The organism is Allobosea sp. GW823-FHT01F03 (genome assembly GCF_058798075.1).
In genome coordinates this window covers 890,717-917,595 of the sequence record NZ_CM179505.1, presented here as the reverse complement: position 1 = coordinate 917,595, position 26,879 = coordinate 890,717, and the positions used below count along the sequence as shown (strand labels likewise).

Here is a 26,879-nt window from a genome sequence, read left to right as displayed (position 1 = left end):
CTCAGAGTTCCTGCTTGCGCAGCAGAAGCTGCGCCAGGGCGAGGAAGAGCAGTGAAAAGCCGGCGAGCATCACGAGGTTGAAGGAAAGATCGTCGAAGCCGAGCCCCTTGGTGAAAGTGCCGACGCTGATCGGCTGGTACCAGGCCGTGGGAAAGCCGAGCCCGATCAAGCGCGCGCCGCCGGAGAGCGAGGCGACCGGAACGAGCAGTCCGGAGAAGTTCACCGCCGGGATGATCGAGAGGATCGCGGTGGCGAACACCGCCGAGACCTGCGTCTTGGTGAAGGTCGAGATCAGCTGGCCGAAGCCGGTCGTCGCCGTGACATAGAGCAGGGTTCCCAGGGCCAGCAGCGCCGCCGAGCCCTTGATCGGCACGCCGAACAGGAAAAGCGCCAGCAGCACCAGCAGCACGAAGCTGATCATCGCGATCGCGATATAGGGCAGTTGCTTGCCGAACAGGAACTCGAATTTGGTGATCGGCGTCGACTGGAAATTGGCGATAGAGCCGGTCTCCTTCTCGCGCACGACGGCAATCGCCGACATGATCGCCGGAATCAGGATCAGCATCAGCATGATCACGCTCGGCACCATGGCGTTGACGCTCTTGAAGGCCTGATTGTAGCGGAAGCGCGTCTCGATATTGATCAGGCTGGCGGCGCTCGTGCCGGTGCTGTTCTGGACCAGCCATTCCTTGGCGTGTTGCGCAGCGAGCCCGGTGACATAGCCCTTGGTCGTCTCGGCGCGGAACGGCATGGCACCGTCGAGCCAGACCGCGACCTCGGGCTTCCGGCCCGATTGCAGGTCGCGACCGAAGCCCGGCGGGATCTCGATGGCGAGCTGCAATTCGCCGGTGCGCAGGCGCTGGTCGAGTTCGCCGGAACTTCGCAACGGCGGGCGCTCCTCGAAATAGCGCGAGCCGGAAAAGGCTTCGACCAATTGCCGGCTTTCGGGCGTGTTGTCGTGGTCGAGCGCAGAGAAGCGCAGGTTCTCGACATCGAAGGAGATGCCGAAACCGAAGGCGATCATCAGGACGAGCGGGCCGAGGAAGGCGAAGGCGAGCCGGATCGGATCGCGCAGCAGCTCCATCGTCTCGCGCCGCGAATAGGCCCAGAGCCGCTTCGGGTCGAAGCGGCGCGGCGGGCGGATCGGCTCCGGGGCCGGCGTCGCCGCGTTCGGATCGGGCGCCTCGGTCCTGGCCTCGCGGTCGATCCCGGCGGCCTCGGCGAGATAGTCGACGAAGGTATCCTCCAGCGAGGCGCTGCCTCGCTCGCGCACCAGCTCCTCGGGCGTGCCGACGGCGAGCACCTTGCCTGCATGCATCAGCGAGATGCGGTCGCAGCGCTCCGCCTCGTTCATGAAATGCGTCGAGAGGAAGATCGTCACGCCGTCATCGCGCGAGAGGTCGATCAGCGTGCGCCAGAAGGCGTCGCGCGCGATCGGGTCGACGCCCGAGGTCGGCTCGTCGAGGATCAGCATGGCCGGCCGGTGCAGCACCGCGACGGCGAGCTGCAGGCGTTGCTTGATGCCGAGCGGCAGGCTATCGGGACGGGCATCGACCACGTCCTTCAGATCGTAGCGCTCGAGCAGCTCGGCGATGCGGCCTTCGATCTCCTCGCTCGGCAGATGATAGAGCTTGGCGTGCAGCTCGAGGTTCTGCCGGACGGTCAGCTCGGTATAGAGCGAGAAGGCCTGCGACATGTAGCCGACATTGCGGCGCGTCTCCATGTCGTTCGAGCCCATCGGCTTGCCGAACAATTTGGCCGTGCCCTCGCTCGCCGGCAGCAGGCCGGTGAGCATCTTCATCACCGTCGACTTGCCGCAGCCATTCGAGCCGAGGAAGCCGAAGATCTCGCCGCGCTCGATGCGGAAGCTGACATGGTCGACGGCGGTGAAATTGCCGAAGCGGCGGGTCAGCCCCTCGGCCTCGATCGCCGGCACGGCGCTGTCGCTGGCCGGGCGCGGCCGCACGACCACCTCCTGATGGTGCGCCCGCTTGGCTTCCGGCAGTAGCGCGATGAAGGCCGCCTCCAGCGATCTCTGCCCGGTCTTCGCCAGGATTTCGTCGACCGGCCCGGAGGCGATCACCTTGCCGTCATCCATGGCGGCGAGCCAGTCGAAGCGCTCGGCCTCGTCCATATAGGCGGTGGCGACGATGACGCTCATCTGCGGGCGCCGGCTACGGATCGTGTTGATCAAATCCCAGAACTGGCCGCGTGACAGCGGATCGACGCCCGTCGTCGGCTCGTCGAGGATCAGGAGATCGGGATCGTGGATCAACGCGCAGCACAGGCTGAGCTTCTGCTTCATGCCGCCCGAGAGCTTGCCGGCCGGACGGTCCTCGAACGGGTCGAGCCCGGTCGCCTGCAGCAATTCGTCGATGCGCCGTCGCCGCTCGGCCTCGCCCTGACCGAACAGCCGTCCATGGAAGTCGATATTCTCGAAGACGCTCAGCGTCGGGTAGAGATTGCGGCCGAGCCCTTGCGGCATATAGGCGATGCGCGCGCCATGCTTCTCGCGATGCGCCTTGTCGGCCATGTCGCCGTCGAAGACCGTGACCACGCCGGTCTGGATCTGGCGGACACCCGCCACCAGAGCGAGCAGGGCCGATTTGCCGACCCCGTCCGGACCGATCACCCCGACCATGCGGCGCGCCGGGAACGCGATCGAGACGTCGTCGAGCGCGACCGTCTTGCCGTAGCGGTGCGAGACGTTCTCGACCCTGGCAATGTAACCGTCGCTCATCAGGGGAGCTTCACGCTGAGGTCTTCGGGCCACTGGATCGAGGCGCTGGTGCGCACGAAGCCCATGCCGCGCACGCCGGTCTTGGCCTGGCGGTGGTATTTCTTCAGGACGCGCGGATCGATCTGCAGCTTGACGCGGAACATCAGCTTCTCGCGCTCATCGGCGGTTTCGACGCTCTTCGGCGTGAACTGGGCATCGGCCGCGACGAAGCTGACATTGGCGGGAATGACGTAGTTCGGCAGCGGGTCGACGGTGATCCGCGCCTCGTCGCCGAGCGCCAGCAGCCCGGCCTGGGCGGCCGGCAGATAGATCGTCATGTAGACATCGCTGAGATCGAGCAGCGTCAGGATGCGCGAGCCGGCACCGACGACCTCGCCTGCCCGGGCGAGCTGATACTGCACCCGTCCGCTGCGGGGCGCGACCAGGGTCATGTCGACCAGCACGGCCTCGATCCGATCGACCTCGGCCTCGGCGCTCTTGATGGCGAACGCAGCCTGCTCGCGCTGAGCCTCGGCGGCGACGAGCGCGGCCTTCGCCGTATCGGCCTTGGCGACGCGCTGGTCGAAAGTCTGACGGGTCAGATAGCCCTTGTCGACGAGCTGCTGGCCGCGCTCCAGCTCGGCCTGGGTCAGGGTGATCTCGCTCTTGCGCTGGACGATCAGGGCGTTCGCCTCGGCGAGCCCCTGCTTGGCCTTGAGGACCTGAGACTGGGCGCCGCGCAATTGCGCCTCGTATTCCGGCGAGGAGATCTTCGCGACGACCTGCCCGGCCGTGACGTCGTCGCCCTCATTGACCAGGACCTGCGACAGCCGCCCGGCATATTTCGCCGCGACATCGATCTGCGTCGCCTCGATCCGGCCGTTCGATTTGGCGATGCCGGCGGGCAGGTTGCCACTGCGCAGGCGCTGCAGGAATTCCTTGATCCGCGACTGGGCCTGCGCAGGAGTGCTGAGCGAGACGTCGCGAGAGACCGGGGTCATGACGCTGCCGAAGGTCAGGAGCGTCGCCGCCAGGGCCGTCGCGGTCGATAAGCGGGCGAAATTCATCATCTTTCTCCGAGCTCGGGCCGGTGCGGAGCCCCGGCCTGCTTCGCGATGCAATCCTGTGGCCGGCGCAGCAGGCGCAGCGTGTGCTGGCCGATCATGCGTTCCTCATCCGTGGGCACGACGAGGATCGGTACGCGGCTGCCGGGTGCCTCGATCCGGCGGTCATTGCGGCTGTTGGCCTCTTCGTCGAGCGCAAACCCGGCCCAGCGCAGGCGCTCGACCACATTGCGCCGGACCTGATGGGCATTCTCGCCGACGCCGGCGGTGAAGACGAGAGCATCCAGCCCGCCGAGCGAGACCGACAGGCTGGCGAAGGCCTGCGCCACGCGCAGGCTGAAGAAGTCGATCGCCATCGCAGCCTCCGGCCTGTCGCTCTCCAGCAGGGCCCGGACATCGTTGCTGATCCCGGACAGGCCGCGCAGCCCGCTCTCATGATAGAGCATATGCCCGACCTCGGCCGGGCTCATGCCCTTCTGCTCGATCAGGTGCAGCACGACGCCCGGGTCGAGCGAGCCGGAGCGTGTCCCCATCGGCAGCCCGTCCAGCGCGGTGAAGCCCATGGTCGTCTCGATGCTGCGGCCGCCTTCCAGCGCGCAGACCGAGGCGCCGGAGCCGAGATGGGCGATGATCACGCGCTTCTCGGCGATCTCCGGCGCGATGCCGCGCAGCGCCTGCGAGACATATTCATAGGACAGGCCGTGGAAGCCGTAGCGCCGGACGCCCTCGTCATAGAGTTCGCGCGGCAGGGCGAAGCGGTCCGACAATTCGGGATGCCCGCGATGGAAGGCGGTATCGAAACAGGCGACCTGGGGGAGATCGGGCCGGCGCTCGCGCAGCACGCGGATCGGGTCGAGATTGCTGAGCTGGTGCAGCGGCGCCAGCGGGATGAAGGTCTCGAGCGTCCGCATCACCGCGTCGTCGACCAGGACCGGGGCCGAATAGACCGGCCCGCCATGGACGACGCGATGGCCGATGCCGATCAGCTGCGCGTCCTTCATCTGCCCGCCGACCCAGTCGGCGATGATGCGCTGCGCCTGCGAGGAATTTGCGACCTCCTCCGCGCTGAAACTGCGCTCGATCAGCGTCTCGCCGGCATGGTCCTTCGCCTTGAGCCGCGGCCTTGTGCCGATGCCGTCGACGGCGCCACCGAAGACCAGCGCGATATCCTCGCCGACGACGCGATAGAGCTTGAACTTGATGCTCGAACTGCCGGCATTGACGACGAACAGGACCTCGCTCACCGCCTAGCCTCCGATCGGGCGCGACTGGGCCAGCGCATGGGCATAGAGCCCGGCAACGGCGCAGGAGGCAAGCCGCGTGCGGACATTGTCGGCGCGACTGGTCAGGATGATCGGCACGCGCGCGCCGAGCACGATGCCGGCGGCATCGGCGCCCGACAGGAAGGTCAGGTTCTTCGCCAGCATGTTGCCGGCTTCGAGGTCCGGCACCACCAAGATTTGGGCCCTGCCCGCGACCGGCGAGACGATGCCCTTGATGCTGGCCGCTTCCGGGCTGATCGCATTGTCGAGCGCCAGCGGCCCATCGAGCAGGCCGCCGCAGATCTGGCCACGATCGGCCATCTTGCAGAGCGCCGCCGCCTCCAATGTGCTCGGGATCTTTGTCGTCACCGTCTCGACCGCCGAGAGGATCGCGACCCTCGGCGTCCCCAATCCGAGCCCGACATGCAGGTCGATCGCGTTCTGGATGATGTCGCGCTTGGCTTCGAGGTCGGGGAAGATGTTGACCGCGGCGTCGGTGATGAACAACGGCTCAGGATAGGTCGGCACGTCCATGATGAAGACATGGCTGACACGCCGGCCGGTGCGCAGCCCGGTCTCCTTGTTGGTGACCTCGGCCAGCAATTCGTCGGTGTGCAGGCTGCCCTTCATCAGCAGCGCCGCCTTACCGGCATGCACCAGCTCGACCGCCTTGGCCGCCGAGGCATGGCTGTGCGGGGTATCGACGATCTCCAGCCCGGCGATGTCGAGCCCGGCCTGCTTCGCCGTCGCGACGATCCGACCGCTGGGGCCGACCAGGATCGGCGTGATCAAGCCTTGCGCCGCCGCGTCGAGCGCGCCCCTCAGCGAGGATTCGTCACAGGGATGCGCGACCGCCGTCGGCGCCGGCGGGATTTCGCGGGCCTTGGCGATCAGGCGCTCATATTTGTCGCCATTGGCAGCGGTACGCCGAGGATGGCCGATTTCGGCGGCGAGCGTGCTGGTCTGAGCCATTTTCGGTGTCACTTCTGCGGGGCGGTGCGGCGGCGCGATCCGGTGCCGGGCCTGCGCCGCTGCGCTGCCGGCTTGGGCGTGGCTGCGCGAACGGTCAAAGCGGACGTCTCGACGCCCGGCGCCGGCGGCTCGCGCTCCGGCGCATGATCCGGGAACATCCTGCTGACGCGTTCGTAGCGGGTGAGCGCCTCGCCTTCGAGCGGGCCGGCCGCGGTCAGGATGCCGTGGAACTCCTCCAGCGAGATCGGCGGCGCCTGCTTCTGCAGAACGCGCTCGATCGCGGCGACGGCCTCGTCCCGGTCGAAGCGCAGCATGAAGAACTGCTCCCGGACCTTGGCCTTGAATTGCCAGAGCGTCGTGCCTTCGAGGCTCTGATGCTTTTTCTGCAGCCGCCGGAGCGCAGCGAAGATGCGCTCGTCTAGGCTCTTGCCTGCCGCCAGGACGAACATGAAGGCGCGCAGCACGGCGATGTTCGCGTTGATCTCGCTGACCCGCTGGCGCAGACCGGCGAGCCCGGCCTCCAGCTCGGCGACGCCACGCTCACGATCGGCGGGTACGGGGCGCGCCGTCTCATCGGTGACGCCGAGCGCCTGCTGCAACGCAGGAGAGCCATAGACCTGCTTGAACAGGAGTTCGGTGGCGGAATCGCGAATGTCGCGGAACAGGTCGAGCGAGGCGGCGATGTTCTGCGAAGCCATCTGCTGCCAGGCCAGGAACGGATTGCCCGGGGCTGCCGGGCGGCGGTTACGGCGAACCTGCTCCGCCAAGACCGGCACGCCACGCAGGAACGGGTTGTTGTGCGAGAACGCCTCGAATTGCGAGCGCAGCGGATTGAGCCGGCGGGACAATTCCGCGGCGGGCGCATTGGCGACGGCCTTCACCCAGGGGCGCAGCCAGGTCTTGTAGAGATCGGCATTGATCTCGGAAAGCCTGGCGACGGTCGCGAAACGCCGATCGTCCTCGGCGCTGTTCAGCCCGAGCGCCCGGATATCTTCGAGCTTGCGCGGCTCGAAGCGCAGCACATGGTTGCCGGCGGCGAGGTCGGCATAATCCTGTCCAGGCTCGCGCGGCGTGATCACCGCTTCCCACAGGCCGGGAGGCAGGATGTCGATCAGGTCCATGTTCTCGGTGAGTTCAGTGTGCTCCTTCTTTGCCACCGAACTCGAGACGAACACGCCGAGATGGCCGGCCTGCGGATGGATGCAGTAGACGATGGTCTGCTCGGCCGCGATCAGAGCGAGATCGCTGGCATAGAGATCGGTGATCCAACCCAGCGCCTGCTGCGGCGGGGTGATGTTGTCGCCCCAGGAGCAGAACACCACGATCGGCGAGGTGACCTCGCGCAGATCGATCGTCTTGCCGGAGGACAGCCTGACCTCGCCCTTGGTCAGCTTGTTGCCGACGAAGAGCTCCTCGACGATGAATTCGATCTCCTCGCGGTTGAGCAGCACATGGCCGCCCCACCATTTCTCGAAGGAGAGGAAGCGCTCGGCTTCCGTGTCGACCTGAGACCAGACGTCGTAGAGCTTGCCCCACCAGGTATTGGCCGGGTTCAGCTTCTCGAAATTCTGGACGAGATAGGCCCCGTCGAAGATGCCGGCACCGAGATCGCCCGTCAGCGAGGCCAACCAGGAGCCGCCGAGCATGCCGCCCGAATAGCGCATCGGGTTGAGGCCGTCCTTGCCGTTCCAATAGGCCAGCGGCGCGCCCGCCGCCATGATCGGCCCCATCAGATCGGGACGGGCGGCGGCGAGCCCGAGCACGGCCCAGCCGGCCTGGCAATTGCCGATGACGCAGGGTTTTCCAGGATAGTCGGGATGGCGCTTGATCACGGCCTCGATGAAGGCGGCCTCGGCGCAGCCGACATCCTCGATCGTCTGCCCCGGCACAGGATCGGGCAGGAAACCGATGAAATAGCAGGGATGGCCGGCGGCGAGCGCCGCGCCGATCTCGCTGTCCGGCTTCATCCCGCCGATCCCTGGCCCATGGCCGGCGCGCGGATCGACGACGATGAAGGGGCGTGACGCCTCGTTGGTGACGACGCCCTCCGGCGGAATGATCCGGACCAGCCAGTAGTTGACCGGGCGCGGCAGGCTGAGGCCGCTCATCACGGGCTCGAAGCTGAAGCCCAGGACATGCGGCGCGATCATCGCCATATGCTGGAGATAATTGTCGCCGCGCCTGCGCAGCACGTCGAGCATCAGCAGATTGCGCTGCGCGACATCGACCAGATAATCGCCGAGATCACTGCGAAACAGAGCTTCCGCCTTTGCACCGGCGGATGGGTTCACCGAGAAGGGACCGATCATATCGCTTTTCCCTACACGCCACGGGGCTTGTACGTCGGAGCGTCGCAGCGGCTTGCCGCACTGCACTATCGCCAGCGTAAGACGCTTTAGCAACGACCCTGGCCGCTGCCCGCCTCAATGCGGTGTTCGGGAACACGCGTAATTGATGTCAATCAATCGCAAATTTTAGCGGCCGGGCGCGCGCGTCGCTGCCTCGGCCTGCAAGCGGTTCGGAAAATCCGCGTTTCCGACCGGCGGCAAGACCGGCTTACACCGCGCTCACATGCTCTCCGGCGTGGCGACCGTTCCCTGCTCCTGCGCCATTCGCGCCGATGCCGTGGACGAAGAAGCCGATCGTCTGCCGGGCGATCTCGTCGACCGGCAGCGAGCCCGCCGGGTCATGCCAGCGCGCGATCCAGCTCAGCGCGCCGGCGGCCGCGAAGGCGAGCAGCTTGGGGTCGCAGGGCTGGATCGAGCCGTCGGCGATGCCCTGCTCGATCAGGCCGCGGAAGCGCTTGTCGATCTTGCCTTTGAGGGCGCGCAGCTCCTTGCGCGTCTCCGCCGGCAAGGGGTCCTCGCCGACCAGGATGAGGCAGCGCCCGAAATCCTCGGTGACGATCCGCGCATATTCGGTCCAGAGCACGATCAGCCGCTCGAGGCCCCGACCGCGACCGCGCTGCGCCTCGGCCTGGGCCGACGCCGAATCGAGCCGCTCCAGCCCGATCCGCACGCATTCGAACAGGATCTCGTCCTTGCTGCGGACGTAATGGTAGATCGTCGGCTTGGTGACGTTGAGCCGTTCCGCGACATCGTCGAGCGAGGTCCGGTGAAAGCCCTGCTCGCTGAAGGCGCGCGCCGCAGCGCGCAGCACGGCCTCGCGCTTCAGCGCGCGCTCCTGCTCGCGCTGCGCCTGCGTCTTCCAGAGTGGCGCCGCCATCCGGCTCAGGCCCGCTCGATGGCCAGCGCGATGCCCTGGCCGCCGCCGATGCACATCGTCACCAGCCCGTAGCGGCCACCGCTGCGCTGAAGCTCATAGGCCGCCTTGAGGGTGATGATCGCGCCGGTCGCGCCGACGGGATGGCCGAGCGCGATTGCCCCGCCATTCGGGTTGACCCTGGCCGGATCGAAGCCGAGCTCCTTGGCGACCGCGCAGGCCTGGGCGGCAAAGGCCTCGTTCGACTCGATCACGTCGAAATCGCCGAGCGAGAGCCCGGTGCGCTTGAGCAGAGCCTGCACCGCCGGCACCGGGCCGATGCCCATCACGCCGGGCTCGACGCCGGCATGGGCATAACCGACGAGGCGCGCCAGCACCGGCTTGCCCTCGCGGCCGGCACGGCCTTCCTCCATCAGCACCATGGCGGCGGCGCCGTCATTGATGCCCGAAGCGTTGCCGGGCGTGACCGTGCCGTCCTTCTTGAAGGTCGGGCGCAGCCCCTTCAGCGTCTCCGCCGTCGTCGCCGGCTTGGGGTGCTCGTCGGTATCGAAGCTGATGGTGTCGCGGCCCTTGCGGACTTCGACCGGCAGAATCTGCTGCTTGAAGCGGCCGGCGGCGATCGCCTCGGCGGCGCGGCGCTGGCTTTCGGCGGCGAAGGTGTCCTGCGCCTCGCGATCGATGCCGTAGCGCTCGGCGACGTTCTCCGCGGTGATGCCCATGATGCCGTTGCCGAACGGGTCGGTCAGTACGCCGGTCAGATGGTCGGCGACGACGGCATCGCCCATGCGCTGGCCGAAGCGGGCCGTGGCGAGCAGATGCGGCGCCCGGCTCATCGTCTCGGCGCCGCCGGCGACCGCGGTGTCGCAATCGCCGAGCATGATCGCCTGCGCCGCCGAGATGATCGCCTGCACGCCGGAACCGCAGAGCCGGTTCAGCGTCATCGCGGGAACTTCGACCGGAATCCCGGCCTCGATCGCCGCGACGCGGGCGAGATAGGCATCCTTCGATTCGGTCAGGATGACATTGCCGAAGACGACATGGCCGACCTCGGCTGCGGGCAGGCCGGCGCGGTTCAGCGCCTCGCCGACGACGAGCGCCCCGAGCTCCGACGGCGCATGGCCGGACAGCGCTCCGCCAAAGGTGCCGATGGCGGTGCGGACGCCCGCGGTGATGACGACATGTCGGCTCATGAAACTGCTCCTTCAGGCGGATTCGGCCTGCCGCTCGGGCTTGTACAGCCCTTCGATCTCGGCGGCGTATTTCTTCGCGATGTTGGCGCGGCGCACCTTCATCGTCGCGGTGACCTCGTCATCGTCATGGTCGAGTTCCTTGACGAGGAGGTGGAAGCGCTTGAGCTGCGCGACCGGTGCGAGTTGGGCATTCGCCCGCTCGATCTCGGCGGCGACCAGCTCGCGCACGCGGCCATGCTCGGCGAGGCTGCGGAAATGGGTGAAGGCGATGCGGTTCTCCTCGGCCCATTTGCCGACGGTCTCGCCGTCGATCTGGATCAGCGCCGAGGGATAGCGCCGGCCATCGGCGACGACGATGCACTCCTTGATGAAGGCGCTGCCCTTCACCGTGTTCTCGATCTCGGAGGGGCTGAGATTCTTGCCGCCGGCGGTGATCATGATGTCCTTCAGCCGGTCGACGATCCTTGTCTGGCCATCCTCGATCGCGGCGACGTCGCCGGTGTGCAGCCAGCCATCGCGCAGCACGGCGGCCGTCGCCTCGGGATTGCGGAAATAGCCCTCGAAGACGATGTCGCCGCGCAGCAGGAGCTCGCCCTCGGCGCCCAGCTTGAGTTCGGCACCGGCGACAGCCTCGCCGACTGAAGCAGGCAGCAGGCGCTGGAGGCGCTGGCCGACGGACATGCCCGAGGTCTCGGTCAGGCCGTAGACCTCGACGAGAGGCACACCGAGCGTACGGAAGAACTGCACGATGCGCGGCGGGATCGGCGCCGCGCCGGTAAGCGCGACCTTGACCTTGCGCAGGCCGATGAAGTTCTGCAGCGCCCGGAAGATGACGAGATGGTAGAAGCCGGCTACCGCCTTCTCGCGCAGGCTGCGCGCCGCCGGTGGCTTGGTGGCGAAGGGCTCGCAGGCGGCGAGACCCGCCTCGAACAGACGCCGGCGCCAACCGCCGGCCTCCATCAGCTTGATGTGGATCGCGGCGTGCAGCTTCTCCCAGATCCGCGGCACGCCGAGGAAGAGCGTCGGCGCGATCTCGCGCAGGTCTTCCTGCACGGTGCGGATCGACTCGCCGAAGGAGACGCAGGAACCGACATAGATCGGCGCCATGGTGCTCAGCATCTGCTCGGCGACATGGCAGAGCGGCAGATAGGACAGGTTGGTGGTGTCGGCGTCGTAGCCGAGCCGTTCGATCACGCCGGCAGCCTGGGCCCGCATGTTGCGATAGCTCAGCATCGCGCCCTTGGGCTTGCCGGTCGAGCCAGAGGTGTAGACCATCAGGCCGATATCGGCCGGAGTCTGGGCGGCAAGGCAGGCCTCGACCAGGCCGGGATGCGCGATCTCGTATTCGGCGCCGCTCTTCAGCACATCGGCGAAGGAGATGATCAGCTCCGAGCCGTAGTGCCGCAGGCCCTTGGGATCGATCACCACGATCCGCTTCAGCTGCGGCAGCTCCGCGATGCGCTCCAGCACCTTGTCGGCCTGCTCCTGGTCCTCGCAGACCACGATCTCGACTTCCGCATGCCCGAGCACATAGGCGACCTCGTTGGCCGGGCTGGTCGCATAGACGCCGATCGCCACCGCCCCGACCATGCCGGCACCGAGCTGGGCGACCACCCATTCGGCCCGGTTCTCGGAGAGGATACCGACATGCCCGCCTTCGGCGAGCCCTAGCGCGCGCAGGCCAAGGCCGAAATGCCGGGCGCGGCGGTCGTACTCCGCCCAGCTGATCGGCAGCCAGATGCCGAAGTCCTTTTGCCTCAGGGCGATGCGCTCGGGCATCGTCCGCGCATTCTCGCGCAGCATCTGCGGCAGGGTGAGATTGGGAAGCTCGCGCATCGTTGCCGACCTCACGAAAGCCAGCGCTTGCGGCGCTTGTAGTGCTTGATGTCGCGATAGCTGCGCTCGCCCCCGGCGCCGCCGAGGCCGAGATAGAATTCGCGCACGTCCTGGTCGCGGACCAGCTTCTCGACCGGGCCGTCGATCACGACCTTGCCCATTTCGAGGATGTAGCCGTAATTCGCGACCGCGAAGGCGACCGCGGCGTTCTGCTCGACGAGCAGCATCGAGACGCCCTGCTCGGCATTGATCCTGGCGATGATCGTGAAGATCTCCTCGACCAGCTTCGGCGCGAGGCCAAGCGAGGGCTCGTCGAGCAGGATCAGCGAGGGGCGCGCGATCAGCGCCCGCCCGATGGCGAGCATCTGCTGCTCGCCGCCAGAGAGATAGCCCGCCAGCCCCTTGCGGCGCTCGTGCAGGCGCGGGAAATAGCTGTAGACCAGATCGAAATCCGCCGCCGGCAGCTTGCGCCCGGTCAGGGCGAAGGTCGCAGCGGTCAGGTTCTCCTCGACCGTCAGGTCCTCGAAGATGCGCCGTCCCTCCATGACATGGAACAGGCCGCGCCGGACGAGGCCGTGCGGGGCAAGGCTCGCGATATCGTCGCCCTGGAAATGGATGGCGCCGCCGGTGACGGCGCCATCCTCGAGCGCGAGCAGGTTCGAGACGGCCTTGAGCAGGGTCGACTTGCCGGCCCCGTTCGAGCCGAGCAGGGCGACGATCTGCCCCTGCGGCACGCGCAGCGACAGGCCGCGCAGCACCTGCACCGTCCTGTTGTAGACGACCTCGACATTGTTGACGTCGAGCACCGCGGTCCCGGCCATGCCTTCAGCCCCTCGCCCTGCGCCTGAGGGTCAAAGCTTGATCCAGTCGGAGGCCGGCAGCATCTGCTTGGCCTTGCTGTCGAAGCGATAGATCCGGCCGACCGGCACGGAATTGCCGGGGATCGAGATCGGCACGCCGAACAGGCCGCCGGTGTCGAAGTCCTTGATGCTGTTCAGCCCGGCCTTGAGATTGGCGCCGGTCAGCTCCTTGCCGGCATCGAGCGTCCGCTTCACCGCCTCGGCCATCAGCATGGCGGTGACGAAGCCTTGCAGGTAGCCGGTCGACTGGTACTCGGTGCGCATCTGCCGGATCTTCTCCAGCATCGGCGCGGTACCGTCCTTGTCGTAATAGTAGCGGTACGGCATCACGCCCATGAAGCCGTCGGCGGCGTCGCCCATGCGCTGCACCGTCGAATTGTCCATGGTCCAGAACGTGCCCATGAACTGGCTCTTCATGCCCATCTGCTTCGCCTGGGTGACGAATTCCGGGATCGGCGCCAGCACATAGCCGTGGAAGATCGTGAAGTCGGGATTGGCGCGGCGCAGCTTCAGCACCTCGGTCGAAACGTCGACGCTGCCGGGCGGGGTCACGATCTTCTCGACGACGTTGAGCTTCAGCTCCTTGGCGACCGCCTCGCCTGGCACGATCGGGTCGCGGCCGAATTCGGTGTCGGAATAGACGAAGGCGACGCGCGCGCCCGGCTTCTCCTTGGCGATGTAGCGCAGGAGGATGCCGAACATCTCGGTATAGTCCGGCCCCGCCATGAACTGCAGCGGGAACTTCTTGGGGTCGTTAAGCTCGGTCGCGAAGGAGGCGCCGGCCATGATCATGGTGCCGCGGCGCTCGAGCTCGGGATTGATCGTCTTCGAGAAGCCGGTCGAATCGCCATAGTAGAGCGAGACCTTCTCCTGGCTGGTGATCTTATTGAAGGCGGCGACCGAGGCGTCGACCTTGTAGGCGGTATCCTCGGCGACATATTTGATCTTGCGGCCCTTGATGCCGCCGCCATCGTTCAGGATCTTGAGATAGTCCTGGATGCCGGCATGGATGCCGACGCCCGCGAAGGCGAAGACGCCGGTCAGCGGGATCGAGCCGCCGAGCACGATGTCGCCGCCTTCCTGCGCCGCGAGCGGCCCCATCCCGAACGCCATCGCGGCGGTTGCCGCCGTCCCGGCCAGAAGCTCCCGCCGGTTCAACCTCATCTTGCTCATGCTCGTCCTCCCGCTGATATGGCCGCTCTTGGCGACGGCCGTTTCGTCAAAGGCACGTGTCCCGTGCGCCTTCAGGTCCTGAAGGGCCAGAGATGGAAGAAGCGCCGCACCCGCCGCCAGATCTCGGCGAGGCCGCGCGGTTCGAAGATCAGGAAGCCGACAATCAGCCCACCGAAGACGATGGTGCGTACCGGCGCCAGCGCCGCGAGTGCGTCCGGATAGATCGGCGTCGCCCAGTTCGCGACGAATTTCAGGAGTTCGGGGACGAGTGTCATGAAGACCGCGCCGAGGATGCCGCCGAGGATCGTCCCCATGCCGCCGACGATGATCGCGGCGAGGTAGAAGATCGAGTTGACCAGCGGAAAGCTCTCCGGCGTCACGACCCGGAAGAAATAGGCCCAGAGCCCACCGGCGAGGCCGGCATAGAAGGACGAGATCGCAAAGCTCGTCAGCTTGTAGCGGAGCAGCGGGATGCCGAGCACCTCGGCCGAGATGTCGCGGTCGCGGATCGCGATGAAGGCGCGCCCGATGCGGGTGCGCAGCAGGTTGGCGGCGCCGAGCACCATCAGGCAGGTCACCGGCATGATCAGCCAGTAGAGCGAGAAGGGCTGGTCGAGGCTGATCCCGAACAGCCGTGCCGGCGGCATCGACAGGCCGCGCGCCTCGCCGGTCAGCGACCAGTGCGAGAACAGGAAGTGCAGGATGACCGAGGCCGCGATCGTCGCGATGGCGAGATAGAGCCCCTTCACCTTCAGGCTGGGAATGCCGACGAGGATGCCGATCATCGCGGCGAGCCCGGCGCCGATCAGCAGGTTGAGCAGGAAGGGCGTGCCGAGCCGGATCTCCAGCACCGCGACCGTATAGGCGCCGACGCTCATGAACGCGGCCTGGCCGAGGCTGACCAGCCCGGTATAGCCGGTGAGCAGGTTCAGCCCCGTCGCGCTCGCGACATTGATGGCACAGAGGCAGGCGAGGAAGAGCCAGTACGGACTCGCGACGAAGGGGAAGGCGACCGCAGCGAGTGCGAGCAGCACCAGCAGCGTGCGCTGCACGGAGCTGTCGAACAGCGCCTCGTCGGCGGCGTAGCTGGTCTTGAGCGTGCCGATCCGCATGGCGCTAAAGCCTCTCGATCTCATGCGTGCCGAACAGGCCGTAGGGCCGGACCATCAGCAGCACGAGCAGCAAAGCGAAGGTGACGACGAGCTTGAACTCGCCGCCGAGAAAGGCCCCGGCCAGCGCCTCGACCAGCCCGATCAAGAGGCCGCCGACCAGCGCCCCGGCGATCGAATCGAGCCCGCCGATGATCACGACGACCAGCACCGAAAGCCCGAACACGCCCATGGTCGGAGAGATCCCGCCGATCGCCCCGACCAGAACGCCCGCGCCCGCAGCGGTGGCACAGGCGAGGATCCAGGCGACGGAGAAGACACGCGGCACGTCGATGCCGACCGAATAGGCGGCGCCCTGATCGGCCGCCGTCGCTTTCAGCGCGACGCCACCGCGCGAGAAGCGGAACAGGGCGAGGAAGAGCCCGATCACCACGGCCGCGGCGACGAAGCCGATCGCGACCTTCGGCGCGAGATAGGCCTCGCCGATGAAGACCGGCGTCGACGGCATGAATTCGGGCAGGCGTAGCGGATCGGCGCCCCAGCCGAGCTGCACGACGCCGGCGAGGATCGAGCCGAGCCCGATCGTCACCATGAACACCGAGATCGGGCTCTCGCCCAGCATCGGCCGGATCATGGTGCGCTCGACCAGCCAGCCGAGCACGCCGCCGGCCGCGACCGCGAGCGGCAAAGCAAGCCAGGGCGAGAGGCCGAGCCCGGCGGCGAAGCCGAGAAAGGCATAGCCGCCCAGCATCAGGATCTCGCCGATGGCGAGATTGACCACGCGGGTCGCCTTGTAGATCAGCACGAAGGCGACGCCGGTCAGCGAATAGAGCGCGCCGGCACCGAGCCCGGCCAGGGTGACTTCGAAGAGGAAGAGCGCGTCCATCACACCGCCTCCGCCTTGATCCGACGCGAGAGCTCGCCGACATCGCCGGCACCGAGATAGGCCGCGATCACCGCCTCGTTGCTCTGCACCTCGCGCGGCGTGCCGCTGGCGATGACCTGGCCGAAATTCAGCACGACGACATGGTCGGAGATGTCCATCACCATGCCCATGTCGTGCTCGACCATCAGGATGGTGACGCCCCATTCCTCCTTCACATCGAGGATGAAGCGGGCCATGTCCTCGGTCTCTTCGCGGTTCATGCCGGCGACCGGTTCGTCGAGCATCAGGATGCGCGGGCGCATGGCCAGCGCCCGGGCGAGCTCGACGCGCTTCTGCAGGCCATAGGACAGGGTCGCGACCGAGGCGTTGCGGATGTGCTGGATCTCGAGGAAGTCGATGATCCGCTCCTCGATCTCCGCCCGCAGCTCCAGCTCCTCCTTCTGCGCCCTGCCCCAGTAAAACAGAGCGTCGAGTACGCCGGTGCGCAGATGCGCGTGGCGGCCGAGCTTGATGTTGTCGAGCACGGTCATGCCGCGGAACAGGGCGATGTTCTGGAAAGTACGGGCGAGGCCCCGCGCCGCCCGTTCCGGGGCACGTACGCCAGTCAGGCTCTCGCCGGCAAAGCTGATCTGCCCGGCCTGCGGCCGGTAGAAGCCGGAGATCGTGTTGAACAGCGAGGTCTTGCCGGCGCCATTGGGCCCGATCACCGCGGTGATCGAGCCTTCCGGCACCTGGAAGGAGACGTCGGTCAAAGCGCGCACGCCGCCGAAGGCGAGCGAGACGCCCGCGACCTCCAGGATCGGCCGGGCGGGCACACCGGCGGGCATCGCTGCCGCCATCTCAGCGCCCCTCGAACCGCGCCGGCCGCTTCGCTAGGAAGGCGCTCGCGCCCTCCTTGAAGTCAGCGGTACGCACGCCGGTGAGGAAGGCTTCGCGCTCGCGGTCGAGCTGCGCCGGAAGCGCGTTGTCGAGCGAATGGCCGATCAGGTCCTTGATCCGGCCATAGGCGCCGGTCGGGCCGGCGGCGAGCCGCTGCGCCAGCGCCAGCGCCTCATCCTGCAGCGCCGTTGCAGGCACGACGCGGTTGACCAGACCGAGCGCCAGCGCCTCGGGCGCCTTGACCGGCTCGGCCAGCATGGCGAGCTCAAGCGCCTTGCGTGGCCCGACCAGCCGCGGTAGCCGGTAGGTCGCCGAGCCGTCCGGGCTCGCACCGATCCGGGCATAGGCGAGGGTGAACACGGCATCGTCGGCGGCAAGCGCGAGATCGCAGGCCAGAGCGAGGCTGAAGCCCGCGCCGGCGGCAGCGCCCTGCACCGCCGCGACCGTCGGCACGGAAAGGGAATCGAGTTGCTTCAGTGCGGCATGGAGCGGGTCGATGATCGCCTCGACCGCGCCGAGCGGGTCGCCGTCGACGAAACGGGACACGTCCCCGCCGGCGCAGAAGGCCCGGCCCTCGCCGCGCAACAGCACGCAGCGCACCGCGGGATTGCCGGCGATATCAGCCACGGCCTCTCCGAAGGCGCGCGCAGTCGCAGCGTCGATCGCGTTGAGCACTTGCGGGCGATTGAGGGTGATGACCGCAACGGCCCCCTCGATCGCCAGGAGCACAGGAGCCCCGGCTTCGTTCATCGCATCCTCCCGTCGAGCCCGCGATCATTGATCGTCGCGGTGTCTCCAGCGTTCGTACTCGCTGTTCATGACCTTACTCACGAGTAAGCAACAGCGATACGCGATGCGCTATGCGCATTTCCGCACGACGAAGATTGTCGAATGGGAACGAGCCGAAGGTCAACTTCATGCCCCGGCGTCAGACGGCAAAAAGCCGGCGCGGTGGTCCGCGCCGGCCGATGCTCAAAAACAGATTGCGAATGCCGCGGTGGCGGTGCGTCAGAAGCGCCAGATCAGCGGCACGATGAAGACCGCGACCACGAAGAACCAGATCAGCAGCGGCAGGCCGAGCTTCCAGTAGTCGCCGAAGGCGTAGCCGCCCGGTCCCATCACCATCAGATTGGTCGGGGTGGCGATCGGGGTCAGGAAGGCGCCGGCCGCGGCAACGGCGGTGCTCATCAGCACGGGGCGCGGCGAGATGCCCATGCTGGCGGCGGCCGCGACGCCGATCGGGATGACGATCAGCGCCGTCGCGGTGTTGCTGATCAGCTGGCCCATGATCGCGGTCAGCACGAACAGCCCGGCGAGCAGCGCCATCGGCCCGGCATCGCCGACCATGTAGACCAGCCGCTCGGCCAGCATCTTCGCGGCACCGGTCTCCACCATCGCGGTCGAGAGCGGCATCATCGCGCCGACCAGGATCACCGTCGTCCACGAAATCGCGCGATAGGATTGCTCGACATTCATGATGCCGCAGAGGATGACGGCGCCGGCCGCGAGCAGCCCGGCCACGGCCGGCGGCACGATGCCGGTCGCCAGCATCAGCACCATCGCGAACAGGATGACGATCGCCTGCTTGGCCCCCGGCCCCATCGGCACCGCCTGGCGCCGGACGAGTTCGGGCGAGCTGACGACCAGCACGTCGGGATCGTCGAGATGGGTGTCGAGCGCCTTCCAGGTGCCCTGGAGCAGCATGGTGTCGCCGGTCTGCAGCACGATGCCACCGCCATCGCTGGTCGCGCTCGCGGCGGCGACCTCGTTGCCGGCGCGCTGGACGGCGAGGATGATCAGGTCGCCGCTTTCGGTGACCATGCCCGGGAACACGCTCTGCCCGATCAGGCCGGAGCGCGGCGGGATCACCACCTCGGCGAGACCGGAGCGGCGGTTGAACAGCGTCTCCTCGCCTTCGCCGGCCGCGGCGCCCTCGTCGCGGAAGGCGAGATGCATCTTGACCGACAGGTTCGCGGCCGCCTCGGCCTCGCCGCGCAGGAGGATGTAGTCGCCCTCGGCGATCGTCCCGCGGCGCAGCGGGCCGCCGCTCTCGCCTTCCTGGATCGCGACGAACTGCAGGCCGGGAAAGCCGCTGACATCGACCGCGGTCGCAGGCTGGCCGATATAGGGGCAGGTCGGACGCACGCGCAGCTGAAAGACGCCGCTGGCGAGCCCATACTGCTCGACCAGCGTGCGCGCATGCCGGCTGAAATCGGCCGGCATGGTCGCGCCGTTGCGCTGGGGCAGCAGCTTCTCGCCGAACAGGATCATGATCGCCATCGAGCCGAGCAGCAGCGGAATGCCCGCGAGCGCGAACTCGAAGAAACCGAAACCGCCGACGCCGGCATCCGCCGCCGCCTCGGAGACGAGCACGTTGACGGGCGTGCCGGTCAGCGCCAGCAGTGAGCCGGCATGGGCCGCGAAGACCAGCGGCATCAAGAGCTGCGACGAGTTCCGCCGCAGCCGCACCGCGATGACCACGACGACAGGCATCAGCGCCGCGACGGCGCCGTTGACGCTGATCAGGGCGGTCAGCAAGGCGACGAGCGTCATGGTCAGCAGGAGCAGGCGCGTGCGGCTCTCCTCGCCCGCGCCCTTGATCAGCAGTTGCCCCGCCCAGGCCGTGACGCCGGTGACCTCGAGCGCCGAGCTGATGATGAACAGCGAGGCGATGAAGATCACGGCGGGATCGCCGAGCCCGCCGAGCGATTGCGGCAGAGTGAGCACGCCGGTCGCCCAAAGCGAGAGCGCCGTGCCCATCGCCACCAGCACAACGGGCACCTTGTTCGTGACGAACAGGACGACCGCGACTGCGATGATCAGGGCGGTATAGGCTATCGGGCTCACGCTCAGCTCCTTGTTGCGTCTGCTCGGGCCGTCACCGCCCGCTCGATTTTGTCTTTAGTCTTCGAGCGTCGCCATCAGGATGCCGAGCCGGCAGCCCTTCTCATATTCGTCGAGCTTCACGAACTCTTTGATCGTATGGATCTCGGCCTGGCCGGCGCCGATGGTGATGGTCGGGATGCCGGCCCTGTCGAGCCAGTTCGCATCGAGCCCGCCATTCGAGAACAGATAGGTCGGCTTGATGCCGAGCAGCTCGAGCGCCTTGGTCGCACGCTTTACGACCTTGGCGTCGTCGGCGAGCTTGAAGGGCGGATAGGCGGCGGCCCGGCGGAAGGTCACCTCCGCGGTCTCGCCCTCATGGTCCGTGACCTCGGCCTTGGCCTTGGCGAAGGCCGCCTCGTAGCCATCGACGATCTTGGTGGCGAAGCTCAGCTCGGGGCTGCGCGCCTCGCCCTTCAGGAAGGCGTAGTCGGTGACGACATTGGTGGCGTCGCCGGCCGGCTTGCCGTTCTTGCCGCCGAAGATGCCGATATTGCTGGTGCCGAACTCGTCGCCCTTGACGACCTTGCCGAACCAGCCGGTGCGCTTCGCCTCGGCGAGGCCGAGCGCGCCGACCAGGGTCGCCGAGATGCCTCTATCCGGCGCGACGCCGGCATGGGAGGCCTTGCCCTTGATCTCGACTTCCCAGTTCTCCTGGCCGACCGCGCCGATGATCAGCTCGGAGGCGAGCTGACCGTCGACATTGATGCACATAACCGGCCCGCCGAGTTCGGCCGGGTTGAGCTCGCGCGCGCCGTGCAGGCCGCTCTCCTCGCGAACCGTGAAGAGCAGCGTGATCGGCGGATGCGGCAGCTTGTGCTTGAGCAGCGTCTCGGCGAGCACGACGAGCAGCGCGACGCCGGTGCGGGCATCGCCGCCGAGGGCGGTCGTGCCGTCGGAGACGATCCGGTCACCCTCGCGCTTCGGCTTGGCGCCGGCGCAGAGCGGCACCGTGTCGAGATGGGTCGAGAACATCAGCCGCGGGCCGGGCTTCGTTCCGGGCAGGTCAACGATCAGGTTGCCGGTCTGGGTCGGCACCGGGATGCGCGTATTGGCATCGTCGAAGCGGATCGCGGAAGCGGGCACGCCGGCCTTCTTCAGGGCTTCGCTGACCGCGGCAGCGATCGCAGCCTCCTCGCCGGTGACGCCCTCGACCGAGAGGAAGTTCATCAGGTGGTCGATCGCGCCTTCGACATCGAGGGGGATATTGGCAGTGCTCATGACATCCATCCGAGGGTTGGGTCTGGATTGATTTTAAATGTGGATCCGGCGGTCGATCAGAGGCCCCAGGGCAGGCCCAGCATCTTCCAGACCGCGAAGAGCGCGGTCCACAGCACGAACATCCACACGACATAGGGCAGCATCAGCGAGACGATGGTGCCGACGCCGGCATTGCGGTCGTATTTCTGGGCGAAGCCGACGACGAGCGCGAAATAGGCGTTGAGCGGGGTGATCGCGTTCATCGGGGAATCGCCGACGCGATAGGCTGCCAGCACCGCCTCGGGCTCGACGCCGAGCTTCATCAGCAGCGGCACGAAGACCGGCGCGAAGATCGCCCATTTGGCGATGGCGCCGGTGAGCAGGAGGTCGATGATCGCGACCACGACGATGAAGCCGAGCAGCAGCGGCAGCGCGCCGATATTGGCCGCCTGCAGGACGCCCGACAGGCTGAGCGCCATCACCGTGCCGATATTGGTATAGGTGAAATAGGCGACGAACTGGCTGAGCACGAAAAACAGGAAGATCGTGCCGCCCATGCTCTTGATCGACTTCTCGATCGCCGCGATCACCTCGGTCAGGGTCCGCAGCGTCCCGGCACCGATGCCATAGCACCAGCCACTGACCAGGAACATCAGCATGATCAGGGCGATCAGCCCGTTCATGAAGGGCGAGTTGCCGATCAGCTCGCCGGTGGTCGGATTGCGCAACGGCGCCCAGGAGGGAATGGTCAGCACCAGGAAGACCGCGATCAAAGCTAGCATGCCGAAGCCGGCATAGCGCAGGCCGCGGCTCTCCGATTCGGACAGCACGGCGCCCTGCTCGGTGGTGGTACCCTCGGCCGCCTTGGACGGGTCGTAAGCGCCCAGGCGCGGCGCGATCATCTTGTCGGTGATGAAGGCGACGACGACGGTGAGGAAGATCACCGAGGCAATCGAGAACCAGAGATTGGAGGCGAGGCCGATCGAGCGGTTGGGGTCGACGAGGCGCGCAGCGTCATTGGTGAACTCGACCAGCACCGCGTCGAGCGGCTTGATCAGCATGTTGACGGTGAAGGCGCCGGCCACCGCCGCGAAGCCGAGTGCCAGGCCCGCCAGCGGATTCCGCCCGACAGCGAGATAGGCGATGCCAGCGAGCGGGATCAGCACGAGATAGCCAGCATCGGCGGCGATCGAGGCGAGGATGCCGACGAAAGCCAGGATATAGGTCAGCGCCCAGGCCGGCGAGACGATCACGAGCTTGCGGATCAGCGCGGTGACGAGCCCCGATTCCTCGGCGACGCCGGCGCCGATCATCGCGACGATCATCAGCCCCACCGCGGTGAAGCTCATGAAGTTCGGGATCAGCGAGGAATACATGAAGCGGATGCCTTCGACGTTCAGAAGGCTCCGGATCGCCGTGGAGGCCGTCTCGACCTTGTGCGTGTCGGGATTGATCCGCTCGAAGGTGACGGCCGCGCCGAACAGGCTCAGCACGGCGGAAAGGACGATGACGATACCGATCAGGATCAGGAAGATGATGACCGGATGGGGAACCATGTTCCCGACTTTCTCGACGGTATCGAGAAATCGCTGCATCGTCGTCTTCGGCGCCGTGCTCTCGACAGTCATAGTGCCTTCTCCCCCGAGCCTGGCATTGGCGCACCCTGGAAGGACTGCGTCGGTACAAATGTGATGACCGGGCACAGAGCCGGTGCGTATTCTCGGAAACTTAGATCGCCTTGCGGAATGGGCATCGGCACAGAATCCCAAAAAGTGGGCCGCCTGTCCCAAAGTTACGTCCGAAGCCTACCAAAGCCCGACGACCGCGAGCTTGCTGCTACCGGGGGGCTTCTTTATCCTGTCATGACCTTGAGTGAGCCTCCGATTCACAGCCGCAGCGCGGATGGCCAAAGTGACACCGATGCGCGGAAATCGAAGCGAATCTCTCTTGTGCTGTCCATCTCACGCTCCGGCGGCCCGGCGTTCACATTCTGGAGTCCGGCGGTGACTTCGAATCGAAACCGCCGCCCTTGGCGACATGCCGTCATGGCGCTGGCCTGCGCGCTCGGCCTCGGCGCCTGCGCCTCCGCACCGACCGGCCTGCTGCAGATCGTGCCCGCTGTTCCGGGCACCGACCGGGTCGACATGCTCACCGCGACCACGCGCGCGCCTTCGGCCGAGCCGGGCGTCCTGTTCAGCGGCGATCGCGGAGACACCGTCTCCTTCTCCAACATCGTCGTCTCGATCCCGCGTGACCGCGAGGTCGGCACCATCCAGTTGCCGCGTTCTGTCCCGGGCAATCCGGAGACGGATTTCACCGTCAGCTCGGTGACGCCGATCGCCAAGCCGCAGCTGGCGTCCTGGTTCAACAAGGCGAATGGCCGGAAGCGGCGCGTCTTCGTCTTCGTGCACGGCTTCAACACGCCGTTCGACCGGGCGGTCTTCCGCTTCGCGCAACTCGCGCACGATGCCGATGCGAATGCGCTGCCGGCCCTGTTCTCCTGGCCATCGCGCGGCCATTTGCTCGACTATGCCCGCGATTTCGACAACGCCTCCTATTCGCGCTCGGACCTCGCCTATCTCTTGAAGGCCGCGGCGAACAGCCCGTCCGTCAGCGACATCGTCATCCTCGCCCATTCCATGGGCAGCTGGCCGGCCGTCGAGGCTGTCCGCCAGCTCGCGCTCGAGCAGGGCGGCGTGCCCCGCAAGATCAGCAACCTGATCCTCGCCTCGCCCGATCTCGATGTCGGCGTGTTCCGGCGCCAGGTCGAGGATATGGGCAAACGCCGGCCGCAGATCACCCTGTTCGTCGCCCAGCATGACCGGGCGCTGCAGCTCTCGCGCTTCATCTCCAGGGGGGCGACGCGCCTCGGCGGCATCGACCTGACCCGCGACGAGTACCAGCAGCAGTTTGCCGGGCTGTCGGGCATCACCGTGCTAGATCTCAGCGCCATCAATGCCGGCGACCGCATCAACCACGATCTCTATGCCGCCAGCCCCGATGCCGTCCGTCTGATCGGAGACCGCCTGTTGCAGGGCCAGGTCATCACGGACACGGACATATCCCCGCCGCTGGCGGCTGCGGATGCGCTCGGTTCGGCGGCCAGCCTCCTCGTCACCGCCCCGATCCGCATCTTCGATGCCGCGTCCCTGCGCTAGAGGAAACGTCCGGTCCGGAAAGCGCAAAGCCGGATCAGACCTTCAGATCGAAACTTAGAATTGATCCAAAACAAAAGAAATCTCATCAGACCGAATACAGGTTGACGAAACCATTCAAGACGAACTGGAATCGGGCGCACGTTGACTGCAATCCTGGAAGTCCCAACTGGCACCATAAAAAAGGAAGGCGGCGTGACAACTTCCACTCACAGCACTCCGCATACGCCGACCGGGCCCGTCTTCGTTCAGAGCTTCTCGACGAGGGATCTGCCTGCGCGCGATCAGTTCGAAGTGTGGCGCTCGCTGCTTTCGGGCACGATCGACCTCCTGCCGACGCCGGCAACCTCGGAATCCTTCGCCGTCGAATTCTCCTCCTGGACCTTCGGCAACATCATCCTCACGCGAACCTTGTATTCCGACACGCCGGCCCGACACTGGCGGCACCGCCCCCGCTCCTTCCTGGACCATTGGTGCGTGGTGTCCGCACGTTCCTATCCGAGACGGGGCGGCGACTATCTCGCGTCCGCGCGGCCGAACATCAGCTTTCGGTCGCTCGCCCTGCCATTCGAAGGCCAGGCCGAGGATACCGAGGTCCTGACCCTGTTCCTGCCGAGGGATTTCTGCCGCAACGAGCGCGACGATTTCGAACAGGCGCATGCGCTCGACATCAATCCCCAGCTCGGCGCCTTGCTCGCCGGCTATATGGACAACCTGGCCCGGCAACTGCCCCACATCCCGCCGGCCCATGCTCAGGATCTCGCTGCGGCGACGCGCGCCCTCGTCGCCGCCTGCGTCGTCCCGCGCGCCGCCCGCGCGGAAGCGGCGGAAGCCTCTCTGGCCTCCCTGCTGATCGACCGGGCCCGCCTGGTGGTCCGGCAGAACATGGCTTCCCCCGAATTCGGCCCCGAGCAACTGGCCCGTCTGATGGCGATGTCACGCTCCAAGCTCTACCGCCTGTTCGAGAGCACTGGCGGCGTCGCCCATTTCATCAACCGCGAAAGATTGCGCGAGGCCTATCGTCGCCTGAGTTCGCATCGCGATTCCCCGTCGATCCACATCATCGGCAACGAGGTCGGCTTCGTCGACCATTCCACCTTCAGCCGGGCCTTCCGGCGGGAATTCGGCCACAGCCCGAGCGAAGCGCGCGAGCGCAGCCTGGCGCAGCTCTCAGCAGCCCCTTTCGACCTCCGCACGCCCGAAGCCGGCCCGGCCGACGCCGGGCATGAGGCATGAAGGCGCCGACCGGGCGGCTTTCCTTTCTCTACGCCGCCCTGTTCTTCGAGCTCGGCGTCAACCTGCCGTTTTTTCCGCTCTGGCTGCGCGCACAGTCGCTCAGCGACGAAGCCATCGGGATCATACTGGCCGCGCCGCTCCTGGCCCGCATCATCGCGAACCCGGTTGTCGGCGCGCTGGCCGACCGCAGCGGAGGCGCGAGGGCGGCGCTCGTCATCTGCTCGGCCGCGGTCACCATCGGCACGGGGCTGCTCGCCTTCGCCGGCGGCTTCCTGCCGATCCTCCTGCTGGTCGTCGCCATCGCGCTCGCCCAGGGGCCGCTGATCGCCCTCACCGACGCCGTCACCTTGCGAAGCCTGAACGAGCTGCGGACCCCGGAATTGCGCTATGGCCGTATCCGCCTCTGGGGCTCGGCCGGTTTCGCGATCGCGAACCTCTCCGCCGGCTGGATGCTGGACTGGCTCCCTGCCAGCTCGATCATCGGAATGCTGCTTCTGTCGGCCCTTGCGACCACGCTTGCAGCGTGGGCCGTGGCGGTCATTCGCGTCCCGGAACGCCCGGTCGCCGCCACGCAACCGGCCGGGAAGCTCGCTTCGCCGCATCTGCTCGTCCTCACCATCGCCGGCGCCGCGCTCGTCCAGGCCAGCCATGCCGCGGTCTACGGCTTCAGCACCTTGCACTGGCAGAGCCTCGGCATGTCCGGCGGAACCATGGGCGCGCTCTGGGCCGCGGGCATCGTCTCGGAAATGGCCTTCTTCAGCCTGCTCGGCTATGTCGTGCGGGGCTCTGCCGGCGCCGCCGCTCTGCTCGCCGCCAGCGCGGTGATCGCGACCCTGCGCTGGGTCGGGATGGCGCAGGATCCGCAGATCGGCTTCCTGGTCCTGCTTCAGTTCACCCACGGGCTGACCTTCGGAGCGACGCATCTGAGCAGCGTCTTCCTGCTCGCACGGATCGTGCCTGCCGGGCTGCTGGCCCAGGCGCAGGCCTGGCTGGCGGCGAGCTGGGCCGGGATCATGGCTGTCCTGACCACGCTGGCGGGCCATCTCTATGGTGAATGGGGCGAACATGTTTACTGCCTGATGGCCACCGTCTCGGCGGCCGGCTTCCTGCTGCTGATCCCGGTCGCGCTCGGCTTCAGGGGCAGGTCCTCGCTCGCACTGGCCCTCGCGAGCGAAGCCGAGCAGCCCCTCCAAAGATTGGGATGACCAGCGCAGAGTTGGGATTCTGAGCTCA

The 26,879-nt window shown here is 67.0% G+C and carries 20 protein-coding genes; 3 read left to right on the top strand and 17 right to left on the bottom strand.

Annotated elements, in window-relative coordinates:
* Window position 1: 1 nt before the first annotated feature.
* From rbbA to AC3RCC_RS04115, 17 genes are all read right to left on the bottom strand, one after another.
* Complete coding sequence (rbbA, locus tag AC3RCC_RS04195) at window positions 2-2,740, bottom strand: ribosome-associated ATPase/putative transporter RbbA (protein ID WP_492257693.1); 2,739 nt, start codon at window positions 2,738-2,740, stop codon at window positions 2-4.
* Entirely contained in the window at window positions 2,740-3,786 is a 1,047-nt protein-coding gene (locus AC3RCC_RS04190) for an HlyD family secretion protein (RefSeq protein WP_465247502.1), read from the bottom strand. Before AC3RCC_RS04190 ends, rbbA begins: the two co-directional genes overlap by 1 nt.
* The gene (locus AC3RCC_RS04185; RefSeq protein WP_492257692.1) at window positions 3,786-5,027 is read right to left on the bottom strand and encodes an acetate/propionate family kinase; all 1,242 of its coding nucleotides are present in this window, start codon (window positions 5,025-5,027) and stop codon (window positions 3,786-3,788) included. The genes AC3RCC_RS04190 and AC3RCC_RS04185 overlap by 1 nt, the downstream gene beginning before the upstream one ends.
* Window positions 5,028-5,030: 3 nt before the next feature.
* Entirely contained in the window at window positions 5,031-6,017 is a 987-nt protein-coding gene (locus AC3RCC_RS04180) for a phosphate acetyltransferase (RefSeq protein ID WP_492257691.1), read from the bottom strand.
* Between the two features lie 8 nt (window positions 6,018-6,025).
* Window positions 6,026-8,326 (bottom strand): DUF3141 domain-containing protein, encoded by a 2,301-nt coding sequence (locus AC3RCC_RS04175; protein WP_492257690.1) that lies wholly within the window; start codon window positions 8,324-8,326, stop codon window positions 6,026-6,028.
* A gap of 247 nt (window positions 8,327-8,573) precedes the next feature.
* Entirely contained in the window at window positions 8,574-9,242 is a 669-nt protein-coding gene (locus tag AC3RCC_RS04170) for a TetR/AcrR family transcriptional regulator (protein WP_291638074.1), read from the bottom strand.
* A gap of 5 nt (window positions 9,243-9,247) precedes the next feature.
* Window positions 9,248-10,429 (bottom strand): beta-ketothiolase BktB, encoded by a 1,182-nt coding sequence (gene bktB, locus AC3RCC_RS04165; protein ID WP_492257689.1) that lies wholly within the window; start codon window positions 10,427-10,429, stop codon window positions 9,248-9,250.
* 12 nt (window positions 10,430-10,441) lie between these two features.
* Window positions 10,442-12,265 (bottom strand): AMP-dependent synthetase/ligase, encoded by a 1,824-nt coding sequence (locus AC3RCC_RS04160; RefSeq protein ID WP_492257688.1) that lies wholly within the window; start codon window positions 12,263-12,265, stop codon window positions 10,442-10,444.
* Between the two features lie 11 nt (window positions 12,266-12,276).
* Entirely contained in the window at window positions 12,277-13,086 is an 810-nt protein-coding gene (locus AC3RCC_RS04155; RefSeq protein WP_291638071.1) for an ABC transporter ATP-binding protein, read from the bottom strand.
* A 30-nt stretch (window positions 13,087-13,116) separates the two neighbouring features.
* Window positions 13,117-14,298 carry an ABC transporter substrate-binding protein gene (locus AC3RCC_RS04150; RefSeq protein ID WP_291638070.1) on the bottom strand — a complete coding sequence of 394 codons (1,182 nt, stop codon included), beginning with the start codon at window positions 14,296-14,298 and terminating at the stop codon, window positions 13,117-13,119.
* A gap of 71 nt (window positions 14,299-14,369) precedes the next feature.
* The gene (locus AC3RCC_RS04145) at window positions 14,370-15,410 is read right to left on the bottom strand and encodes a branched-chain amino acid ABC transporter permease (RefSeq protein ID WP_291638069.1); all 1,041 of its coding nucleotides are present in this window, start codon (window positions 15,408-15,410) and stop codon (window positions 14,370-14,372) included.
* 4 nt (window positions 15,411-15,414) lie between these two features.
* Entirely contained in the window at window positions 15,415-16,293 is an 879-nt protein-coding gene (locus tag AC3RCC_RS04140) for a branched-chain amino acid ABC transporter permease (RefSeq protein WP_291649072.1), read from the bottom strand.
* Window positions 16,293-17,132, bottom strand: coding sequence for an ABC transporter ATP-binding protein (locus AC3RCC_RS04135; protein WP_492257687.1), 840 nt, complete (start codon window positions 17,130-17,132; stop codon window positions 16,293-16,295). Before AC3RCC_RS04135 ends, AC3RCC_RS04140 begins: the two co-directional genes overlap by 1 nt.
* Before the next feature lies 1 nt (window position 17,133).
* Entirely contained in the window at window positions 17,134-17,922 is a 789-nt protein-coding gene (locus AC3RCC_RS04130) for an enoyl-CoA hydratase-related protein (protein WP_492257686.1), read from the bottom strand.
* Between the two features lie 258 nt (window positions 17,923-18,180).
* Window positions 18,181-20,019, bottom strand: coding sequence for an SLC13 family permease (locus AC3RCC_RS04125; protein ID WP_492257685.1), 1,839 nt, complete (start codon window positions 20,017-20,019; stop codon window positions 18,181-18,183).
* A gap of 54 nt (window positions 20,020-20,073) precedes the next feature.
* Window positions 20,074-21,285, bottom strand: a complete 1,212-nt coding sequence (locus tag AC3RCC_RS04120; RefSeq protein ID WP_291638064.1) for a M20/M25/M40 family metallo-hydrolase — start codon at window positions 21,283-21,285, stop codon at window positions 20,074-20,076.
* A gap of 47 nt (window positions 21,286-21,332) precedes the next feature.
* Window positions 21,333-22,883: an AbgT family transporter gene (locus AC3RCC_RS04115; RefSeq protein ID WP_291638063.1), complete on the bottom strand. Its 1,551-nt coding sequence runs from the start codon at window positions 22,881-22,883 to the stop codon at window positions 21,333-21,335.
* A 417-nt stretch (window positions 22,884-23,300) separates the two neighbouring features.
* On the opposite strand from AC3RCC_RS04115, the gene AC3RCC_RS04110 reads away from it, so the two are divergent.
* From AC3RCC_RS04110 to AC3RCC_RS04100, 3 genes are all read left to right on the top strand, one after another.
* Window positions 23,301-24,413, top strand: a complete 1,113-nt coding sequence (locus AC3RCC_RS04110) for an alpha/beta hydrolase (RefSeq protein WP_291638062.1) — start codon at window positions 23,301-23,303, stop codon at window positions 24,411-24,413.
* A gap of 141 nt (window positions 24,414-24,554) precedes the next feature.
* A complete protein-coding gene (locus AC3RCC_RS04105) occupies window positions 24,555-25,646 on the top strand; it encodes a helix-turn-helix transcriptional regulator (RefSeq protein ID WP_492257684.1) in 1,092 nt (363 codons plus the stop codon).
* Window positions 25,643-26,851: an MFS transporter gene (locus AC3RCC_RS04100; protein WP_492257683.1), complete on the top strand. Its 1,209-nt coding sequence runs from the start codon at window positions 25,643-25,645 to the stop codon at window positions 26,849-26,851. Before AC3RCC_RS04105 ends, AC3RCC_RS04100 begins: the two co-directional genes overlap by 4 nt.
* Window positions 26,852-26,879: the final 28 nt, after the last annotated feature.